General features: G+C 61.8%; 22 protein-coding genes. 11 read left to right on the top strand and 11 right to left on the bottom strand.

Annotated elements, in window-relative coordinates; all coding sequences use genetic code 11:
• Window positions 1–142: 142 nt before the first annotated feature.
• The 8 genes from EDE09_RS13490 (at window position 143) to EDE09_RS13455 (ending at window position 9,577) form a co-directional block, all read left to right on the top strand.
• Window positions 143–1,243, top strand: a complete 1,101-nt coding sequence (locus EDE09_RS13490; RefSeq protein WP_132410959.1) for a glycoside hydrolase family 88 protein — start codon at window positions 143–145, stop codon at window positions 1,241–1,243.
• On the top strand, window positions 1,240–2,076 hold the full coding sequence (kduI, locus tag EDE09_RS13485) for a 5-dehydro-4-deoxy-D-glucuronate isomerase (RefSeq protein WP_132410957.1): 837 nt from the start codon (window positions 1,240–1,242) through the stop codon (window positions 2,074–2,076). The genes EDE09_RS13490 and kduI overlap by 4 nt, the downstream gene beginning before the upstream one ends.
• 7 nt (window positions 2,077–2,083) lie before the next feature.
• Complete coding sequence (locus tag EDE09_RS13480) at window positions 2,084–4,567, top strand: hypothetical protein (protein WP_132410955.1); 2,484 nt, start codon at window positions 2,084–2,086, stop codon at window positions 4,565–4,567.
• A gap of 50 nt (window positions 4,568–4,617) precedes the next feature.
• Window positions 4,618–5,886, top strand: coding sequence for an ABC transporter substrate-binding protein (locus EDE09_RS13475; protein WP_132410993.1), 1,269 nt, complete (start codon window positions 4,618–4,620; stop codon window positions 5,884–5,886).
• 188 nt (window positions 5,887–6,074) lie between these two features.
• The gene (locus EDE09_RS13470) at window positions 6,075–7,091 is read left to right on the top strand and encodes a sugar ABC transporter permease (protein WP_112802940.1); all 1,017 of its coding nucleotides are present in this window, start codon (window positions 6,075–6,077) and stop codon (window positions 7,089–7,091) included.
• A complete protein-coding gene (locus EDE09_RS13465) occupies window positions 7,091–8,143 on the top strand; it encodes a carbohydrate ABC transporter permease (protein ID WP_132410953.1) in 1,053 nt (350 codons plus the stop codon). Before EDE09_RS13470 ends, EDE09_RS13465 begins: the two co-directional genes overlap by 1 nt.
• Before the next feature lie 13 nt (window positions 8,144–8,156).
• Window positions 8,157–9,236, top strand: coding sequence for a sn-glycerol-3-phosphate ABC transporter ATP-binding protein UgpC (ugpC, locus tag EDE09_RS13460; RefSeq protein ID WP_132410951.1), 1,080 nt, complete (start codon window positions 8,157–8,159; stop codon window positions 9,234–9,236).
• Window positions 9,237–9,334: 98 nt separating this feature from the next.
• Entirely contained in the window at window positions 9,335–9,577 is a 243-nt protein-coding gene (locus tag EDE09_RS13455) for a DUF6719 family protein (RefSeq protein ID WP_132410949.1), read from the top strand.
• Window positions 9,578–9,589: 12 nt separating this feature from the next.
• Here the strand turns inward: EDE09_RS13455 and EDE09_RS13450 are convergent, their stop codons facing one another.
• Window positions 9,590–10,492 (bottom strand): dienelactone hydrolase family protein, encoded by a 903-nt coding sequence (locus EDE09_RS13450; protein ID WP_132410947.1) that lies wholly within the window; start codon window positions 10,490–10,492, stop codon window positions 9,590–9,592.
• A 489-nt stretch (window positions 10,493–10,981) separates the two neighbouring features.
• Here EDE09_RS13450 and EDE09_RS13445 point away from each other — a divergent pair, with 489 nt between their 5' ends.
• On the top strand, window positions 10,982–11,401 hold the full coding sequence (locus tag EDE09_RS13445; protein ID WP_132410945.1) for a hypothetical protein: 420 nt from the start codon (window positions 10,982–10,984) through the stop codon (window positions 11,399–11,401).
• 18 nt (window positions 11,402–11,419) lie between these two features.
• Window positions 11,420–12,166 (top strand): bifunctional 2-polyprenyl-6-hydroxyphenol methylase/3-demethylubiquinol 3-O-methyltransferase UbiG, encoded by a 747-nt coding sequence (gene ubiG, locus EDE09_RS13440; RefSeq protein WP_132410943.1) that lies wholly within the window; start codon window positions 11,420–11,422, stop codon window positions 12,164–12,166.
• A 184-nt stretch (window positions 12,167–12,350) separates the two neighbouring features.
• Here the strand turns inward: ubiG and EDE09_RS13435 are convergent, their stop codons facing one another.
• The 4 genes from EDE09_RS13435 to EDE09_RS13420 form a co-directional block, all read right to left on the bottom strand.
• Window positions 12,351–12,779 (bottom strand): DUF1178 family protein, encoded by a 429-nt coding sequence (locus EDE09_RS13435; protein ID WP_132410941.1) that lies wholly within the window; start codon window positions 12,777–12,779, stop codon window positions 12,351–12,353.
• On the bottom strand, window positions 12,776–13,630 hold the full coding sequence (locus EDE09_RS13430; protein WP_132410939.1) for a carbon-nitrogen hydrolase family protein: 855 nt from the start codon (window positions 13,628–13,630) through the stop codon (window positions 12,776–12,778). Before EDE09_RS13430 ends, EDE09_RS13435 begins: the two co-directional genes overlap by 4 nt.
• Before the next feature lie 12 nt (window positions 13,631–13,642).
• Window positions 13,643–13,900, bottom strand: coding sequence for a glutaredoxin 3 (gene grxC / locus EDE09_RS13425; RefSeq protein ID WP_132410937.1), 258 nt, complete (start codon window positions 13,898–13,900; stop codon window positions 13,643–13,645).
• A gap of 69 nt (window positions 13,901–13,969) precedes the next feature.
• On the bottom strand, window positions 13,970–14,746 hold the full coding sequence (locus EDE09_RS13420; RefSeq protein WP_132410935.1) for a ComF family protein: 777 nt from the start codon (window positions 14,744–14,746) through the stop codon (window positions 13,970–13,972).
• Window positions 14,747–14,805: 59 nt separating this feature from the next.
• On the opposite strand from EDE09_RS13420, the gene EDE09_RS13415 reads away from it, so the two are divergent.
• Window positions 14,806–15,678, top strand: coding sequence for a methyltransferase domain-containing protein (locus EDE09_RS13415; protein WP_112795644.1), 873 nt, complete (start codon window positions 14,806–14,808; stop codon window positions 15,676–15,678).
• Window positions 15,679–15,683: 5 nt separating this feature from the next.
• Here the strand turns inward: EDE09_RS13415 and EDE09_RS13410 are convergent, their stop codons facing one another.
• From EDE09_RS13410 to EDE09_RS13385, 6 genes are all read right to left on the bottom strand, one after another.
• On the bottom strand, window positions 15,684–15,857 hold the full coding sequence (locus EDE09_RS13410; protein ID WP_132410933.1) for a Flp family type IVb pilin: 174 nt from the start codon (window positions 15,855–15,857) through the stop codon (window positions 15,684–15,686).
• Window positions 15,858–15,916: 59 nt separating this feature from the next.
• Complete coding sequence (locus EDE09_RS13405) at window positions 15,917–16,234, bottom strand: hypothetical protein (RefSeq protein WP_132410931.1); 318 nt, start codon at window positions 16,232–16,234, stop codon at window positions 15,917–15,919.
• Window positions 16,235–16,342: 108 nt separating this feature from the next.
• Window positions 16,343–16,756 (bottom strand): 8-oxo-dGTP diphosphatase MutT, encoded by a 414-nt coding sequence (gene mutT / locus EDE09_RS13400; RefSeq protein ID WP_112795650.1) that lies wholly within the window; start codon window positions 16,754–16,756, stop codon window positions 16,343–16,345.
• A complete protein-coding gene (locus EDE09_RS13395) occupies window positions 16,753–17,535 on the bottom strand; it encodes a GNAT family N-acetyltransferase (RefSeq protein WP_132410929.1) in 783 nt (260 codons plus the stop codon). Before EDE09_RS13395 ends, mutT begins: the two co-directional genes overlap by 4 nt.
• A 5-nt stretch (window positions 17,536–17,540) precedes the next feature.
• Window positions 17,541–18,782: a bifunctional glutamate N-acetyltransferase/amino-acid acetyltransferase ArgJ gene (gene argJ, locus EDE09_RS13390; RefSeq protein WP_112795654.1), complete on the bottom strand. Its 1,242-nt coding sequence runs from the start codon at window positions 18,780–18,782 to the stop codon at window positions 17,541–17,543.
• A gap of 65 nt (window positions 18,783–18,847) precedes the next feature.
• Window positions 18,848–19,729 (bottom strand): peptidylprolyl isomerase, encoded by an 882-nt coding sequence (locus EDE09_RS13385; RefSeq protein WP_112795656.1) that lies wholly within the window; start codon window positions 19,727–19,729, stop codon window positions 18,848–18,850.
• Between the last annotated feature and the right edge of the window lie 123 nt (window positions 19,730–19,852).

The following is a 19,852-nucleotide window of genomic DNA, read 5'->3' as shown; positions in this document are numbered from 1 at the left end:
TGTCCTCCACGAAATGCAAACTGCAAAAAATTTTCAGATTGCGCAATCAATTTTCAGATGTTTTCATGAGATTGCCGCTCGGGAGAAGCGGATTGAGACTGTGTGCGCCGTCGCATGGTGCAGCTATGGGAGGAAGTGACTGATGGGCCTGTCAGCCCGGGACATCCGTGAAAAGCTTGATCGCCTGGTGGCCGGTTTTACCGGACTTCGCCATGAAGGCCGCTTTCACGAACCCAATCTCGACGGCACCGCCGGCGACTACATCTCCTTCGACAGCTGGGAATGGCCGCAGGGCGTCGGTCTTTATGGCCTCATCCGGCTCTGGCTGTTCACCGGCCGCGACGACCTCAAGACACTGATCGAAAACTGGTACTCGAAGCAGATCGAAGCAGGCCTGCCGTCCCTCAACGTCAACACGACGGCGCCCATGCTCGGCCTGTCGGTTCTCTGGCGCGAAACGAAGGATCCCCGCTGGCAGCCGGTCCTGGACGCCTGGGCAAGCCGCGTCATGACGGAGATGGGCCGCACCGAGGAAGGCGCCTTCGAACATCACGTCTCGGACAAGGTCAATGACGACGAACTCTGGGACGACACCCTTTATATGGTCGCCCTCTTCCTCGCCTCCTATGGGCAAGCGAGCGGCCGGCCCGAACTTGTCGATGAGGCTGCAAGGCAGTTCCTCGTCCACACCCGCTATCTTGCCGATCGCAAGACCGGCCTCTGGTTCCACGGCTGGACCTTCAAGGGCCATCACAATTTCGCTGAAGCGCGCTGGGCCCGCGGCAATGCCTGGATTACCGCCGGCATGCTGGATCTGTTCGACCTCGCGGATATGGCAAAGCCGGTGAAAGATTACCTGCTCGGCGTCTTGGTGGCGCAGGTCAACGCGCTCCTGCCGCTGCAGACTGCCTCGGGCGCTTGGCGCACCCTCCTGGACGATCCCTCGTCCTACGAGGAGATCTCCGCGACCGCGGGCTTCGGCTACGGCCTCCTGAAAGGTTACCGCCTCGGCCTCGGAACGCCCGAGTGGCGGGCCGCCGGCTTGAAAGCCGTCGACGCGATCCTCGCAAATATCGACGCTACAGGCACCGTGCTCAACGTCTCCTACGGCACGCGCATGGGCCATGACCTGCAATTCTACAAAGACATCCCGATCCAGCCGACGGGTTACGGCCAGGCGCTGGCGATCCTCTGCCTCTCCGAGGCTCTTCGCCATGTGGAAACGGGAGAACAGGCGGCATGACGATGAAAATTCTCTACGGCGCCGGCCCGAACGACATCAAGACCTACGATACGGCCCGGCTGCGCGCCGAATTCTTGATGGAAGACCTGTTCCAGGAAGGCAAGGTCTCCTTTACTTACACCCATGTCGACCGCCTGATCCTCGGCGGCGCTGTCCCCACGTCGAGCACCCTGGCATTCTGTTCGGGTGAGGATATCGGCACACCCTTCCTTCTCTCGGCCCGCGAGATGGGCGTGGCCAATCTCGGCGGCACGGGCGTCGTCTCTGTCGACGGCAAGAGCTTTACGCTTGAAAACCGCGACGTTCTTTATATCGGCCGCGGTGCACGCGAGATTTCGGTCGCTAGCGCCTCCGCAGACAAGCCCGCTCGCCTCTACATGAACTCGGTGCCGGCAGGCGCCGATATCCCGCACCGCCTGATCAAGCGGGCGGAATCGAAGATGCTGACTTTCGGCGATCCCAAGCGCGCCAATCTGCGGAATCTCCGGATGTACATCCATCCGGAAGTCGCACCCTCCTGCCTGCTTCTGCTGGGCATTACCGACCTTGCCGAGGGCAGCGTCTGGAACACCATGCCGCCCCACCTCCATGAACGGCGCATGGAAGCCTATTGCTATTTCGACCTCGCGCCTGAGGAGCGGGTCGTCCATCTGATGGGCCGCCCTGAAGAAACCCGCCACCTCCTCGTCAAGAACCTGGATGCGGTGCTTTCTCCGGCATGGTCGATCCATATGGGCGCCGGCACCGGCCCTTACGCCTTCGTCTGGGGCATGACCGGCGAAAACCAGGAATATAACGACGTGGCCCCCGTGGCCCTCAGCGAATTGAGATAAGACTGCCATGAATCCTGAAGCGAACTGGATGCGGAAAAACTTGAAGCCGGGCGAAGCGGTTCGCTACTGGCAGCTTGGCCGCACGGCGCAAGAGCGTTTCGACGTACCCGACGCTCCGATGAAGGGCGAGATGGACCCGTTCTTCTTCCTCACCAAGGTGAAGAACTTCATCCCTCACGAATATCCCTGCCGCACCATCTTTGCGGAAACCTATCGCGGCAAACGGCCCGAGGTTCGCGGAGAATTCGAAGCCGCCCGCTGGTGGCTGCCCTTCGGGTCGCCGCGGCTCGATCTTTCCGGTTTCTGGTTCCGCCCCACCCGCCTTGCCACCTGGACCCGCACCTATGTCGAAGCGGAAGCCGCCGGCACGGCGAAGGTTCGCCTCGGCACCTGTGGCGGCGCCGTCCTTTGGCTGAACGGCCAGGAAATCGGCTGGATGGCGCCCTATAGCCGCAACCTCGAAGCCAAGCAGGAGTTCGAACTGCCGCTTGTGGCGGGCCTCAATGAAATCACCCTCTTCTTCGACGATCTCGCCGAGCGCGACGCCCGCTATTTCTATCAGTTCGACTATCTGTCCGGTCCGGCGGCGAGCGTCGCCCTGCCTGTGCCCGTCGCAGGCCACGTCGCCGAAAGCCTTGAAACGGCGCTCGACGGAATGCACCTCGACCGCCCGCACTATTTCGGTGGCGACATCACTCTTCTCTTCGCGGAGGCACTGCCGGTCGAGGTCGACGTCAATGTCGCGATCGAGGGCGATTTCATGTCGCGTGAGCGTTTCGATTTCGACTTCGTCCTGCCGGCCGGCGCCAGGAGCCTCAATGTCGGTCCATCCGAAAAAGCGCCCGCCGATTTCCGTCACCTGCGCGTCACGCTGAATGCCGGCGGCTTCGTCGCCTCCCGTTCGCTCGGTGTCGAGATCTGCCACGCCGAGCGTCAGGGTAAGGCTCCCACTTCTCTAGCGGACCGCATTGCTGAAACGCTCAGCGAAGTGTCGGAATATTCCGAGCGCGACACCGTCCGCGCCTTTGCGCGCCTGGCAAGCGGCCGCGCCGGCGAAGATACGGACGCAATGATCGAGGAAATCCTGCCCTCGATCGAGGACTGCCACGATTGCGCGGATTTCTCTCTTGTGCCGCTCATCTGGTCGCGCACCGCCTGGGGCGGCGACATCAATGAAAAGACCCGTGCCCGCATCGATGCGGCGATCCTGAACTATCGCTTCTGGATGGATGAGCCGGGCAATGACGTTCAGTGGTATTTCTCCGAAAACCACGCATTGCTTTTCCACACCTCCGCCTATCTTGCCGGCCATCTTCTCCCAGAGGCCACCTTCGTCCGTTCCGGCCGTAAAGGTTCGGAGCAGGCGAAGGTGGGCGCGGAGCGCGTGCGTGCCTGGCTTGATCATTTCGAGCATTGGGAGATGGCGGAATTCAACTCCGCCCCTTACTTCCCGATCGATCTCAAGGGCCTGACGGCGCTTGCGGCGCTCTCGCCGGACAGGGACATCGCCGACCGCGCCAAGGCCGGCATCGTCCGGCTCTGCGAAGTCATCGCCCGTTCGGCCCACCATGGCATGGTCACTGCAGCTCAGGGACGTTCCTACGAACACACGCTCTGCGCCGGACGCTCGCTTGAGCTCTCCGCCGTCGCTCGCCTGCTCTGGGGCAAGGGCTGGTATGGCCGCCGCGTGCACTGCCTGCCGCAGATGGCCGTCTGCCTCCGCGACCATGGCCTTGAAATTCCGGCATCCTTTGCTGCAATTGCGGACCATCGCGATGAAAAGCATCAGGAATGGCGTTTTGCCCAAGGCGAAAATTCCTTCGCCGCGCTTTATCACTACAAGGGAGAACACTTCGCCATGGGCTCCACCGTCCACTACCGGTGGGACGAATGGGGTTACCAGGAAACCGTCCTGCACCTGCGCATCGGCGAGAAGCCCGAAGCGGCGATCTGGATCAACCATCCCGGCGAAACCATCCAGTTCGGCTACGGCCGGCCCTCCTATTGGGGCGGCTGCGGCACCATCCCGCGCGTGCAGCAGTATCGCGGTCTCGCGATGCTTGAATTCACTACCTATGAGGAACAGCCGGATTTCACCCACGCTTGGTTCCCGAAGGCGGAATTCGACGAAACCCGTGTTTCCGGCACGCTGGCGCTCGCCCGCTCCGGCAATGGTGCTGTTCTGCTGCGCGCCGGCTCCGATCTGGTGCCGACGACCGAAGGCCCGTCGGCCGGAGCCGAATTGCGTCAATATGGCCAGAAGACCCGCTGGATCGTCCGCGTCTGCGAGGCCGGCGATCTGGCCTCTGTCGAAAGCCGCTTCAGCGCGCTTGCCGCCAGCCGGGATTCCGAAGGCTCATTCATTGTCGAAGATCCGGAATATGGTAGCGTCCGCTTCAGGGCCGACGGCAGCGTGGAAGCCGAAGGCCGCGTCATCGCGCGGGCAGATTTTACGGTCAAGGGCGAGGCAAGTCTGCTGAACCCGAGTTGAGAAGAAACCGGACGGGAGGAGGCCCTGTCCATAAGGAGGAGGAAATGAACATGAAAATGAAATCGCTTCTGGCAGGCACAACGCTCGCCCTTCTGATGTCGACTGCGGCACACGCCGGCGACGTGCGCATCATGTGGTATTCGGACGGCGTCGAAGGCGACGTCATGAAAGACCTCGTCGGTCGCTTCATGAAGGAAAATCCCGGCATCAACGTCATCCTCGACAACGTCGCCTATAGTGTCATCAAGGAGCAGCTACCGGTTCAGCTCGAAGCCGGCAACGGCCCGGACATTGCCCGCGTCACCGCGTTGAAGGACCTGTCCAAGCACTGGCTCGACCTGCGCCCGCTGGTTAAGGACGCCAAATACTGGGACGAGAATTTTGGCGACAAGGCCGACTGGATGCGTCCGGACGGCTCCAACCAGATCTCCGGTTTCATGACCCAGCTCACGCTGACCGGCGGTTATGCCAACAAGACGCTGTTCGAACAGGCCGGCGTCGAAATCCCGGGCCCGAAGGCCACCTGGGACGAATGGGCGGCTGCAGCCAAGAAGGTTGCCGAAAGCCAGAAGATTCCGTTTGCCATGGCGATCGACCGCTCCGGCCACCGCATCACCGCTCCGAACCTTTCCTATGGCGCAAATTACGTCGGCAAGGACGGCAAGCCCGCCCCGCTCGACAAGGGCGCCAAGGAATTTCTGACCAAGTTCGTCAACTGGACGGCCGACGGCACCTTCTCCAAGGACGTCTGGGTTTCAGCTGCCGGCAACACCTACCGTGCCGCCGCCGAAGACTTCATCAACGGCCAGCTCGCCTTCTATTATTCCGGCTCCTGGCAGGTGGCGAACCTTGCGACCAAGATCGGCAGCAATTTCGATTGGGTAGCCACCGGCAGCCCCTGCGGCCCCGCAGCCTGCACCGGCATGCCGGGCGGCGCCGGCCTTGTTGCGGTGAAATACACCAAGAACCCGACGGAAGTCGCCAAGGTCATGGACTGGATGGCAAGCGAGGCGGTCGTCAAGGAATTCTCCGAACGCACCCTCTTCCTGCCCGCCCACAAGGCAGTGGTCGAAAAGGGCGGTCTTAACTTCAAGACCGACAACGCCCAGGCCAAGGCTGCTCTGACCAAATATGTCGAAGCCTCCAAGACCACGGCCGAGACGGCTCTGAAGCTCCCCGGCTGGCGCTGGTCCGACACGGTTTATGCCGCGATCGTCACCCGCATTGGTCAGACGCTGGCCGGCGAACTGAAGGTCGACGATGCCTTCACGCGCATCGATGCCGACATCGCCCAGAAGGTGAAGGACAGCGGCCAGTGATAGCTGCATTGGCGTGAACCCCTCACCCCACCTCCGCTCAGCGCACCCTCTCCCCGCAAGCGGGGTGAGGGGAAACGGCGACGGCGCGGCAAGTCCTTCTCCCCGCCTGCGGGGAGAAGGTGCCGGCAGGCGGATGAGGGCAAGCCGCGCCATCCGGATAAGAAGATAAGGAGGGATGGAATACCAAGATGAGCACGACGTCTCTCAGCGACCGCCTCGGCAGCCTCCTCATGGCGCCCGTGCATCTTCTGATGCGCATCATCGACGTGCCCCTGCGCGCCGTTCAGAAAGCGACCGGCATCAGCGGCATGGCGGCCTTCTTCCTTGCGCCGAACATGCTGATCTTCGGCATCTTCGTGCTCCTGCCGCTCGTCATCAACTTCGTCTATTCGATGACCGGAGGCACGGCCTTCTTCCTTGCCGAGCGCAATTTCGTCGGCGCCGAGCAATATTCCCGCCTCTTTACCTGCGGTAGCTATCTCGATCCGATGTCCTGCCAGGAGGATGCCTTCTGGACGGCGGTCGGCAACACGTTCTGGTTCGTGATCCTGCAGGTGGCGCTGATGATCGGCGTTTCGCTGATTACGGCATTGATCCTCAACCGCGATCTCGCCGCCCGCTCCTTCTGGCGCGCCGTCTTTTTCTTCCCCGTCCTCCTGTCGCCGGTCGTCGTCGGCCTGATCTGGAAATGGATCCTGCAGCGCCAGGGCCTCCTGAATTTTGGCCTCTACCAGTTCGGTATCGAGCCCTATACCTGGCTCACGGACCGCAACTGGACCTTCGCCGCCACGATCGGCGTCTCGATCTGGGCGCATATGGGCCTCTACACGCTGATCCTGCTCGCCGGCCTGCAGGCGATCCCGAAGGACCTCTATGAGGCCGCCGAAATGGACGGCACCAAACCGGAGCGCGTTTTCCGGCGCATCACGTTGCCGCTGCTGGCGCCCAATCTTCTCGTCGTCGTCGTCCTCGCCCTGATCAAGGCCGTGCAGATCTTCGACGAGGTCTACGTGCTGACCGGCGGCGGTCCAGGTACCAGCACGCTCTATCTGACCCAGTATATCTATGAGACCGGCTTTGCCTCGGCGCTCCGCAATCCGGGGCTCGCCGCTGCCGCCTCGATCCTGATGGGCCTCGTGCTCGTGGTGCTTACTCTGGTCCAGCTCGGCATCGGCCAGCGTGGCGAAAAGAAGGGGAAACGCTGATGGGTGTCGCCTCCCGCTTCATTCTGCGCCGCCGTGGCGGCAAGGGCTGGCATTGGACGGATATCGTGACCTGGCTCTGGCTCGTCGGCGGCCTGATCATCATGTTCGGTCCAGCCGTCTGGCTCGCCTTTTCGTCCTTCAAGACGCCGGCAGCGCTTGCCGAATTCCCCCCGTCCATCCTGCCCTACGTCACCCAGCAGGCGACGGTCCAAGGTTATGACAAGCCGCTGCAACTCTTCGAGGCCAAGCTTCCGGACGGCTCGACGCGGGTGCTCGCCGAAGTCCGCCGTATCGGCGTCATGAGCCAGATGGTCGATCCGAAAACGCCCGGGGAAATCATCAAGGTCAATATGAACAACCGCACGCCGGTGCGAACCCTCTCCTTCGCGACGGAGAATTATACCGAACCCTTCGTGCACTTTGACTTCCTGCGCTACCTCTGGAATTCCGTCTTCGTCACGGTCACCGCGACGCTGATCACACTGATCGTCAATTCCATGGCCGCCTTCGCGCTGTCGAAATATGAGTTCAGGGGCCGCAGTCTTGCGATGCTGATCATCCTCGCCACCCTGATGGTGCCGCTCTCGGTCATCATGGTGCCGCTCTATTCGATCATCTCGTCGCTCGGCCTGTTCAACAGCCTGTGGGGCGTCATCTTGCCGACGGTCGCCACCCCGACCGGCGTCTTCATCCTGCGCCAGTACATGCTGACCATCCCCGATGAACTGATCGACGCGGCGCGCATGGACAAGGCGTCGGAATGGCAGATCTACTGGCGCATCGTCCTGCCGCTAACGGCGCCGGCACTCGCCGTGCTCGCTATCTTCTCGGTCGTCTGGCGCTGGAACGACTTCCTCTGGCCTCTAATCGTGCTGTCGCGCCGCGAGCTCTATACCCTGCAGGTAGGGCTCAGCATCTATTCGGGCGAGCTGAACGTCCAGTGGCATTTCATCCTGGCGATGACCGTGGTGACCATGATCCCGGTCGTGCTGGTCTTCATCTTCCTGCAGCGTTTCATCACCACCGGCATTGCCGGCACCGGTCTGAAGTAAGGAATACCGATCGATGGGCGAAATCAAACTCACCGATGTTAACAAGTCCTTCGGTTCCGTCCATGTCCTGAAGGACATCGACCTCCACATCAAGGACGGCGAATTCGTCGTCTTCGTCGGACCGTCGGGCTGCGGCAAGTCGACCCTTCTGCGCACCATAGCAGGCCTCGAAAAGGTCACCGGCGGCGAGATTCAGATCGACGGCAAGCGGGTGAACGAGGTCACCGCGGCCGACCGCGGGCTAGCCATGGTCTTCCAGTCCTATGCGCTTTATCCGCATATGAGCGTACGTCAGAACCTCGCCTTCGGGCTTGAAAACTCGAACATGCCGAAGGCGGAGGTCGCCGAACGCATCGGGGAAGCTGCCCGCATGCTAGAGATCGAGCCCTATCTCGAGCGCCGTCCCGGCCAGCTCTCCGGTGGCCAGCGCCAGCGCGTCGCGATCGGCCGCGCCATCGTCCGCCGCCCGACCGCCTTCCTGCTCGATGAGCCACTCTCCAACCTCGACGCGGAGCTGCGCGTCTCGACCCGTGCCGAACTCGCCGCTCTCCACGCCCGCATCGGCTCGACGATGATCTATGTCACCCATGACCAGGTGGAGGCGATGACCCTCGCCCATCGCATCGTGGTCATGCGCGCCGGAAAGATCGAGCAGGTCGGCACGCCGCTCGAACTCTATAACACACCTGCCAACCGTTTCGTCGCCGGCTTCATCGGCGCACCGCACATGAACTTCCTCTCCGGCGAAGTCGTGGAAAAGGAAGCGGGCAACGCGACTCTCCTGATCGGCGGCAGCCATCGCCTGCTGGTGCCGATGTCCGATCGAAAACTCTCCGTCGGCGACAAGTTGACCATCGGCATCCGTCCGCAGCACATCACGCTCGCAAACGACCCCGGCAGCCTGAGGGTCAAGGTTCGGCTCGTCGAGGCACTGGGGTCCGAAACCGTCATTCATGCGGATCTTAACGGTGAAAAGCTGCTCGCCGTCGTCCCCGGCCAGCGACAGATTTCCCCCGGCGACGACGCGCATTTCTCCGTCGCCGGTGCTCCGCTGCACCTGTTTGACGGAAACGGGTCGAGGGTAAAGGGGTAGATCAGCTCCTTCCGAGCTAACTCCCCTATCGGACGGGCTAATGGCCGCTCCGATAGGGATAGGATAATTTGACGGCGTCCATGTAAAAGGAGGCCTCAATGACCCGCTTGTTCATGATGCTGCTTTCGACGGCAATTCTCGCGCCGCTTTCGCTGTCGCCTGTCTATGCCCAAAACAAGACCGTGACCACAAAGCCGACGGTAGACAGCATCCCGGCAGGTCGTTCGGTTCTCTACAATGACGGGAAATGCCCGGCCGGCCAGATCGCGCGCTATACCAAGTCCCGGTACAAGGAGCAGATGGGGAGAAAGTGCGTCCATATCACCGGTTTCGGCAAATAGCGGCTCACACGTTTAAAGATACCCTTGGAAAAAACTCAGTACCGCCCGGCGCATCGCCGGCGTCTCCTGATGCCCGACACCGACCTCCGGCAGAAAGACGAACGCGCTGAGCGCTTCGGCCTTCAGATAGGCTGCCTCGGTCTCCGCGAAGGCGATGTCGACCGCCTCCGGCGGTGTCAGCGGATCATCCCAGCCCACGCAGATCAGCTGCGGTCGCGGCGCCACGAGGCCCGCAATCTCTCCGGTCGACGTCTCTTTCAATAGTCCCGGCACCGTCAGGTAATGTCCGTGACGGTTATGCGCGCCGGTTCTGACAAGCGCTGCAAAATCCGCGTAACAGCAGAGATGCGCCGCCGCTTTCACCTGCGGATCGACCGCGGCGAGAAAATAGGCAAGCGTCGCGCCCATGGAAATGCCCGTCGCGCCGATCCGCGCCGGATCCACCTCCGGCCGTGTCGCAAGCCAGGAAAGCGCCGCCGCCTGCTCCGAAACCATCTGCCCGAATAGCGTCTTGCCATGCCAGAGCGCCGCCTTGGCCGCCGCGTCCTCCGTTAGATCCGCCCGTTCGCCGAAGGTCGGCATGTCGATGCAAAGCACCACATAGCCGTCCCGCGCCAACATTGGCCCGGGGGCGTCAAGCAGCGCCTGCCTGCCGTCGATCAATTCGGACGCGCCGATATCGTAGCGGCCGCCATGCGCATGAGCGTAGACGATAGCAGGCCCGGGCCTGACGGAAGCTTTGCTTGGACGCGTCAGGAAGCCACGCACAGGCGTCCCGTCCGACAGCTGGAACTGGAGGCGTTCGATAACATAACCGTCGAGAAATTCGGTCCGGTTCTCGACAACATTCAACGTGAGGTCTTCGAAAACCAGCAGCTCCTTCAAGCGCGCAACGGTTATTGTCCCCTTGCCCATTCCTTCCCCCGGCATCGGCTGTCCGGGGATGATTTTCTTCCATCCCCGCCCGTTTTTCAAAGACATAGACGAAATTCCATCCCCTCGCATCCCCGTCCAAGCAAGTCCCGCCTACAATTTCCCTGTCCCGCTTCGGCTACACCGGCCCGCATAACCGGCGAGGCGGGACCGGTGATCTGGCGAACCGCCCTTATGCAAGCGGGTCGTCAGGGGCTGCGCAGAAAATGGTTCCCCTCTCGCCGGAACCGGCGGGGCGTGCGTGTGTCGCACACAAACCGGCCCTGATAAACATCAATCGACAAACGGGCCGCCGCAGAGGAACCGGAGTTGCGCGGAAAAACACACCGAACGGGACACGTCGCGTGTCACCTATAAATTTACTTACGAGGCACTCGACGTGTCCCGGCCGATAGCCTGTCCTCGGGCCTGACCCGAGGAAAACCGCGACAGCACCAAGGGACGAGTCTGCCCGCACAAAGGAACCGCAAGGTGGATAAGCAGGATTTCAGTGAATACGAAAAACGCCGCGCCGAGCAACACGAGAAACTGTGCCGCGCTACCGCATTGCTCATGTGCCTGGACCATCGGATCTGCCACCTGCGCGCCTGTTATCGCAAACGCATGTGTAGTGGCCCAATGCGTCCCTCGCCTCATCAGGCGGGAGCGGTCCGTGCCCAGCGGGAAATCGGCCTCAGCGGCAAGGCCTGCGCCGAGCTTCCATTCTGCGTGGCGAACATGGCGGCACAGTTGTTCGGCCGCTACAGCAAGCTCAGAAGCGACCTTCAGCAGGTGGCAATCGACGTTCCAGAGCTGGATCTGCTCCAGGCTTGCAGAGAGGTTGCAGCCAAGCCGCCCTTGAAGCGAAGACCTCTTGACTTCTTCCCCCGCTCATCCGACTTCAAACGATGAAACCAAGGGGATGAAACCATGACCGAAGCCGTCCGCAGCACCATCGATCAGAGCGAAGTCGACCGGTTCTCCGCCATGGCCGCTGAATGGTGGGATCCGACGGGCAAGTTCAAGCCCCTCCACAAGTTCAACCCCGTGCGTCTCACCTATATCCGCGACCGCGTCTGCGAGAATTTCGGCCGCGATCCGAGAAGCCATCTGCCTCTCTCCGGCCTGCGCTTCCTCGATATCGGCTGCGGCGGCGGTCTTCTGTCGGAACCGGTCGCCCGCATGGGTGCGACCGTCGTCGGCGCCGATCCCTCGGAAAAGAACATCGGCATCGCCTCGACCCATGCCGCCGAGACCGGCACCACGGTCGACTACCGCGCCGTCACCGCCGAACAGCTGGCGGAAGCCGGCGAGACCTTCGACATTGTTCTCAACATGGAAGTGGTGGAGCATGTCGCCGATGTCGATTTCTTCATGACCACCTGCGCAAAAATGGTCCGGCCCGGCGGGCTGATGTTCGTCGCCACCATCAACCGCACTTTCAAGGCCGGCGCGCTGGCGATTTTCGCAGCCGAAAACATCCTCCGCTGGCTGCCGCGCGGAACCCATCAATACGAAAAGCTTGTCCGTCCGGAAGAGCTGGAAAAGCCGCTATCCGCAAGCGGCATGCAAATCATCCACCGCACCGGCGTTTTCTTCAACCCGCTCCAGGACCGCTGGAACCTCTCCCCCGACATGGACGTCAACTATATGCTGCTGGCGAAGCGCGCGGAGTGAGGGCTTCTATGGCCTGGGCTTCATCATAGGTTGAAGACATCCATTGACAGCGTTGGCAATCCCGCCCCGGACCGTGCCCATTCCCTGAACCTCTGCTACACTTCAAAAAAGCGAAGGGGCCGAAGCGGTGTTGAACCTCTCCAGCCCTATCGGGTTCTTTGAAATATTGCTTTGCTAAGTGCGATCAGTTCGCATCCTCCGGCAGCACCGGCAGCGGGGCCACCTCGATGCCTTCGTCGAGAAGATCCTTCACCTCGCCGAGGCTCGCCTGGCCGATGATGCCGCGGGCATCCGCCTCCCCGTAATGGATCTTGCGGGCTTCTTCCGGAAATTTCTCGCCCACGTCCTCGGCACTGGCCTTGATCGCAGCGACGGCTTCCTTGACCTTGGCAATCATCTCCTGGCGGGCCATGTCCATGACGATCTCGCGCTTCTCTTCCTTTTTGCGCGCGGTCGAAACCGACGGCGCCATCAGCGTCTTGGAAATCGACGCGGAGTTGCAGGCCGGACAGGTGAGAAATCCGCTTTGTCTCTGGCGATCGAATTCCGCGCTCGTCGAAAACCAGCCTTCGAACGTGTGGGCATTTTCACAACTGAGAGAATACTTGATCAAGCGGCAACACCTCCCGCCGCATCGGACACGGTGTCCAGGGTGAATTCGCGGGCATTCTTGAGGTTCGGGATTTTTCCACGCGCGGCCTTCACCGCGGCGATGTCGATGTCGGCAAGCACGACCGCCTCGCCTGTACCGCCGGCGGAGGCGAGTATCTTGCCCCAGGGGTCGACGATCATGGAGTGGCCGAAGGTTTCCCGGCCGTCTTCATGCACCCCGCCTTGAGCGGCAGCTATCACGAACGCGCCGTTCTCGATGGCTCGCGCCCTGAGCAGCACTTCCCAATGTGCTTCGCCCGTTTGACGGGTAAAGGCCGCAGGCACCGTCAGGATTTCCGCACCCGCCAGCGCTTCCGTTCTGAAGAGTTGGGGGAAGCGCACATCGTAGCAGATCGCAAAACCCAACCTGGCAAACGGCAGATCGGCAACGCGTGCCTCCGCGCCCGGCTCATAGGCGGAGCTTTCGCGCCAGCTTTCGCCGTTGTCGAGATCGACGTCGAACATGTGGATCTTGTCATAGCTCGCGATCTGCCGGCCGCCGGGAGCGAAGAGGAAGGAGCGATTGGCGATCTTGCCATCATTTCTCGCAATGGCGGTCGAACCGATATGCAGGTGGATGCCGAGTTCCTGAGCGAGGCTGCGGGCCGTAGAAACGATGATATCGCCGGTCTCGTCGCGCAGCGCGGCACGCATCGCCTGCCGGTCGCGCTGCAGCGCCCCGGTCATCTCCGGCGTCTGGATATAGATTGCCCCCTGCGCGGCGGCTTCACGTACCAGCCGCACCATGTCGAGAGCGTTCTTTTCCGGATCGACGCCGGAACACATCTGGATCGCTGCTGCCTTGAATGTCATCCCTTGCTCTCCTCAAGCCACCAGCATCGGATCCAGCTTGCCCGCACGATCGAGCGCGTGAAGATCGTCGCATCCGCCGACATGCTCGCCGTTGATGAAGATCTGCGGAAACGTCGAGCGGCCGTTCGCCTTGCCGATCATCTCCTCGCGCAATTCCTTGGAATAGGTCGCATCGTGTTCGACGTATCGGACGCCCTTGGACTCCAGCAGAGCCTTTGCACGAGCGCAGTAGCCGCAATATTCACGGGTATAGATAGTCACGTCTGCCATCGTTTTCTCCGGCGCAGCCCCATTGGGCGAAAAGCCGGAGGACGGCCGCGCATGAACTGTCATCTATTGTCATATAGGGGTGGAAATAGCCATTGCAAAGGTCAAAACCGTGACCTCCGCGGCCCCGGCCTTCTTGAGGATGCGGGTAGCGGAGGAGATCGTCGCTCCGGTGGTATAGACATCGTCGACGAGCACCAGCCGCTTGCCGAAGATATCCGCCTCACGGCCGGGCGCGATGGCGAAAGCGGCCCGAACGTTATCCTGCCGGGCGCGGGCCGAAAGCCCCACCTGTCGGCTCGTGCGTTTGATGCGCACCAGCGTCGACGACAGAAACGGCTTGCCGCTTTTCTCGGCCAGATGCCGCCCCAGTTCTGCCGCCTGGTTGAACTTCCTGAAAACAAGGCGCGAGCGGTGGAGGGGAACCGGAAGAATGCCGTCACAGCGATCGACATGGCCTTCGGCCGCGCGCAGCATCCAGCCGGACATCATCGGGGCCAGATCGGTGCGGTCCCGATACTTCAGCGCGTGTACGAGGTCGCGTGCCGCTCCGTCGAAGATCGCAGCCGACCGCAGCCGGTCAAAAACCGGCGGATCGGCGATTGCCTGGGCCGAAAGCATGCCTGCCCCGGGATCGTGGGAAAACGGCAAGCCAAGGGCTTCGCAAAACGGCCGCTCGATGAAACGGATTTCGCGCCAGCAGGACGGGCAGAGGCCTCCATGCCGGCCGGTGAGAATGCCGCAGCCGGGACAGGCGGGGGGATAGACGAGATCGCCGAGCCGCCGCGTCCACGTCAGGGCAAACGGTGGTACAAAACGAAGAATGCTGGTGCTTGGCTCTCCGGACATGTCTTGACAATAACGCAGGGAGCGCGCCTTTGCGAAGCAGGAATGTGAGTGTGCAAGACATGGAAATTCTCTTCGACGAACAGCTGGTGAAGGCCAGACGCGAGCGTGCCCTGGCAAAGGCGGACCGCAAGGCGGCTTTCCTCTTGGAGATCGCCGGGCGCGAGATGGCTGACCGCCTTGCCGTCGTCGAACGCCGTTTCGAAACGGCCGTCGAATTGCACGGCGGCATCGGCGCAGCCGCCCATGAAGCCATGGCTACCGGGAAGATCGGCAATATGCGCCGTGTCGAGACGAGCCTGGCTTTCGCTGAGCCCGGAGAGACGATTGAGGCCGCGCCCTGGGAAGACGTGCCTCTCGAACCGGAATCCGTCAACCTGGTGCTTTCGCCGCTCGCTCTGCATCTCGTCAACGACACGCCGGGCGCGCTGATCCGCATTCGCCGCGCCCTGAAGCCGGATGGCCTGTTCCTCGCCGCCATTCCCGGTGCCGGCACGCTCAGCGAACTGCGCGACGTTCTCTTGTCTGCCGAGGCGGAGTTAACGGGCGGCGCAAGCCCCCGTGTCGCACCCTTTGCGGATGTCCGCGATGTCGGGGCACTGCTGCAGCGCGCGGGTTTCGCACTGCCGGTCGTCGATATCGAAACCTATACAGTCCGCTACGATTCGCTTTTCGGGCTGATGCGTGACCTTCGCGCCATGGGCATGACGAACCCGCTTTCGGGCCGCAGCCGGGTGCCGGTGACGAAGGCGTTCTTCATGCGGGCTGCAGAACTTTACGCGGAACGTTATTCCGATCCGGACGGCCGCATCCGTGCGACCTTCTCGATCATATATGCATCCGGCTGGGCACCGCATGAAAGCCAGCAGAAACCGCTGAAACCAGGGTCCGCGAAGATGCGGCTGGCCGATGCCCTGCGTAAGGAAACAGAGTAGACCCGTTAGTCCATGGCGCTGCTATAGGTGTCTGCGACCCCGCCGAAAAGGGCGTCCATCGCCTCGTAGTACTGACCCAAACCGGCAAAAAGCGCGACAGCTATGAGCGAGATCAGCAGGCCGTATTCCACCGCCGTCGCCCCGCCTTCGTCGCGCATGAAGAACCGGAGGAGACGCATGGGCAGCCCTTTTCGACGAGAAGTCTCTGATCTGCCCCACCTTAAGGTAGAATCGTTAATTAGCAGTCATCACCGGAGCCGTAGCCTTCCACGATGCATATGGAGCCCGGCGTTTCCTGCAGCACGCTGCGGCGAATTGTATAGACCTTCGTGCCCTTTTCGGCAGGCCTGATCGAACCCGTCGTGATCCGGTCGAAATCTTCCTGGACATGCGCCATCCGCTCGTCGCTGCGGTCTGCCAGCATCGGCGTCACGATCAAAGCGAGTGCGATGGCAGCCGTGCCGAACAGGAGCGCGATATTGAGCGCTCCGGTCCTGCCGGATCCACGCGCCGCCCGCTGTCGAATCCGCGCAGTCTTCCAGAATTCCTCGTCCATGCCTTCGAAGTCTCGTAAAACGCGGTTACTTGGTGAGCCCAAAAGGTGCCACAATCGGCTAAACGAACCCTTAACGCAGAATGAATTCGATTCTGCTAATTTTAACGATCAAAGCAGGTCTTGAAGGATCGGGATCAACGGCTCGTCGGCCGGCGGCATGGGATAATCCCGCAATGCATTCGGCCGCACCCATTTGATCGCCTGACCTTCCCTCCCGACCGGAATGCCCTCGTAACGCCGGCAGATATAAAGCGGCATCAGGAGGTGGAACGTCTCGTAGGTGTGGCTGGCGAAGGTGAGCGGCGCCAGGCACGGGATTTTCGTCACGATGCCAAGCTCTTCGTGGAGTTCGCGCACCAGCGTCTCCTCGGGCGTTTCGCCGGGCTCGACCTTGCCGCCCGGAAATTCCCAGAGGCCTGCCAGCGTCTTGCCTTCGGGACGCTGTGCGAGCAGGATTCGCCCGTCGGTATCGATGAGGGCGCAGGCGGCAACCAGCAGGAGCTTGCGAGGGGTCTCGTTCATGCCGGCATGTCCTGCCGCCAGTAGCGGTATTCATAGGCCTTGCGGAAACCGAACTTGCGGTAGAGCGCCAGCGCCGGCGCATTGTCGGCAACGACCTGAAGCCAGGCCGAACGCGCGCCGCTGATACGTGCCCAGCGCAGGGCCGAGGAGAGAATTTCCGTGCCTATACCCTCTCGCCGATATGCTTCGACGACGGCAAAGGAAATAATCCCGGCCAGATCGTTGTCCTGCACACAGAGCGCCATCGCGATCGGCCCGTCGACGGCACTCTCCTTGATGAAGAAGCCCGATGGCGGCTTGATCGCCGAGAGAATTTCCGCCATCGCCGGCTTCAGCGCGGCATCCTCGCCATTGACCGCAAGCGTCGCATCGGTGAACCGGCCGACATCGTGGCTCGGCAGGTAGTCGAGCGTGTCGGGCAATTCGAGTGCGGTAAGATCGACAGTCAGCACGTCGACCGTTTCGAAGGCCCGCCATCCTTCCGCCTTAAGATGGTCGAGCAGAAGAGGCGGGGCAAGCGGCGTCTCGCGGACGAGAAGCGGCCGGCCGTAGCTTTCGAACCGCTTGCGCGCCTTCTGAAGCCGCGTCGCCATGTCCCGATGATCGGAAGGGTCAAGCGGCACGATGCAGTTGAGGCGCTTCGAGGGATGGCCACCGGTGAGTCGCACCTGCCAGCTTCCGTCATAGACGACGGACGCCGCCGGCCAGGCCCGGAAGCCGACGGCTTCGAGGCGTCGCACCAGCGGCAGGTCGCCTTGCGGAGATGATGACTGTATCAATCCCGTCAGCTCCGATAGTCGCCGTTGATGGCGACATATTCCTTGGTCAGGTCGCAGGTCCAGACGGTGGCGGTACCGCTGCCGAGACCGATATCCACTTTGACCGGAATGTCTTCCTCTTTCATCACCGCCGTGGTGGCGGCTTCCGAATAGGCCGGATCACGCTCGCCGTCGACGGCTACCCGCACACCGCCGAACCAGATCGCCAGACGATCGCGGTCGGCCATCTCGCCGGACTTGCCGACGGCCATGACGATGCGGCCCCAGTTGGCGTCCTCACCGGCAATGGCCGTCTTGACCAGAGGGGAATTGGCGATCGAAAGCGCGATCTTCTTGGCAGCCGCATCGCTCTCGGCCCCGGTCACGGTGATTTCGACCATCTTGCGGGCGCCTTCGCCGTCGCGCACCACCTGCAGGGCAAGATCCCTGAGCAGATCGTTGAGCGCGGCACGAAAACCTTCCAGGCGGACATCGTCAGCGCTCTCGACACGGGCCTGCCCGTCCTCAGCCGCGGCACCGGTCGCAAACAGCATCAGCGTGTCGGAGGTCGACGTGTCACTGTCGACGGTGACCGAGTTGAACGTCGGGCCGACGCCGGCAGCCAAAAGAGTCTGAAGCACCGGCGAGGCGATATCCGCGTCGGTCGCCACGAAAGACAGCATGGTTGCCATGTCGGGCGCGATCATGCCCGCACCCTTGGCGATGCCGTTGATCGTCACCTTCACGCCGCCGATCTCGGCGGTGCGGGTCGCCACCTTTGGATAGGTGTCGGTGGTCATGATCGCCTTGGCTGCCTCGATCCAGAAGTCGCCCGACGCCTGGCCGTACATTTCGCCGAGCACGCCTGCAAATTTCGTCGCATCCAGCGGTTCGCCGATCACGCCGGTCGAGGCAAGGTAGACTTGCGTTTCCTCGCAACCCACGGCCTCTGCGGCCGACCTGGCAGTGAGCGCGGTCGCAGCCTTGCCTTTGACGCCCGTAAACGCATTGGCATTGCCGGAATTGACCACAACGGCCCGGGCCGATCCGTGCGGCAGATTGGCGCGGCAGAAATCGACTGGAGCCGAGGGGCATTTGGACCGGGTGAAGACCCCCGCAACTGAAGCCGGCTTATCGAAAACCATCAGAAGCACGTCGGTGCGGTTCTTGTACTTGATGCCGGCGGCGGCAGTCGCCATACGCAGGCCGCGCAGAGCTGGCATGTCTGGATAGGATTTCGGAGCGAGCGGAGAAACGGAAGCGGACATCGGAAACAACCTGGCAATAAGGAAAGGCCCGGAAAATCCGGGCCTCAGGGTGGCTCTTCGGACGATTACTGCTGTGCCGGAACGGCCGGCGCGTCGCCGCCATCGCGCATCTTGCTGACGTCGTCGTAGCCCTTCTTCAAGGCTTCATCCATGATCTCGACCTTCTGATCGGCCTTGGCCTTCTCGATCAGCGCCACATACTTGTCGCGCATTACGAGCTGACGGACCTGATCCTCGACCTGATCGAGAGCCGGGGGCGGAGCGTCGCGCTTGTCTTCCAGCTTAATGACATGGAAGCCGAACTGGGACTGAACCGGGGTCTTGGTATAGGCGCCCTTTTCGAGAGTGAAAGCCGCTTCCTCGAATTCCGGCACCATGCGGCCACGGCCGAACCAGCCGAGGTCACCGCCTTCGTCCTTGTTGGAATCCTGCGACTTTTCCTTGGCGATCTCGGCGAAGTCCTTGCCCTTGTCGAGATCGGCGATGACAGCCTTTGCCTCTTCCTCGGTCTTCACGAGAATGTGGCGGGCATGTACCTCTTCCTGCTTCGGAATGCCCGCGATTTCCTTGTCGTAGCGGGCTTTCACTTCTTCCGCGGTGACCGCGTCGATGACGTGCTTGCGGAAATAGGCATTGTGGAGTTCGCGGTCGCCGATATAGGCCATGCGCTTCTTGAAATCTTCGGTATCCTTGATGCCTTCGGCAAGCGCGCCGGAGGCCAGAAGCTTGACGTCAATGGCGCCCGAAAGAGCCGCGACCTTCTTCTGCTCATCCGGAAGCTGAGCAAGCTGCGGGTCAAGATTCTGGATTGCGAGGTCGAGCTCCGACTGGCGGATTTCCAGGCTCCCCACCTTTGCGACAACGGCATCTTCCGCCGAAAATGCCGGAGCCTGGGAGAAGATCGCAGCGGCAAGCGCAGCCGTTACGAGGAATTTGTGGCGCAACATCGATTTACCTTTCAATAGGGCGCCGGCTTCAGAACGTCTGAATCCGGCCGGAAAACCTTCACAAACACCGGATTGTGGCCATTCTGTATCGGCCGCCACCGTTGACATAATTCGACCCCCCTC

Source organism: Neorhizobium sp. S3-V5DH (genome assembly GCF_004343065.1).
Taxonomy (GTDB): Bacteria; Pseudomonadota; Alphaproteobacteria; order Rhizobiales; family Rhizobiaceae; genus Neorhizobium; species Neorhizobium huautlense.
This window is presented reverse-complemented; position numbering and strand designations above follow the sequence as displayed.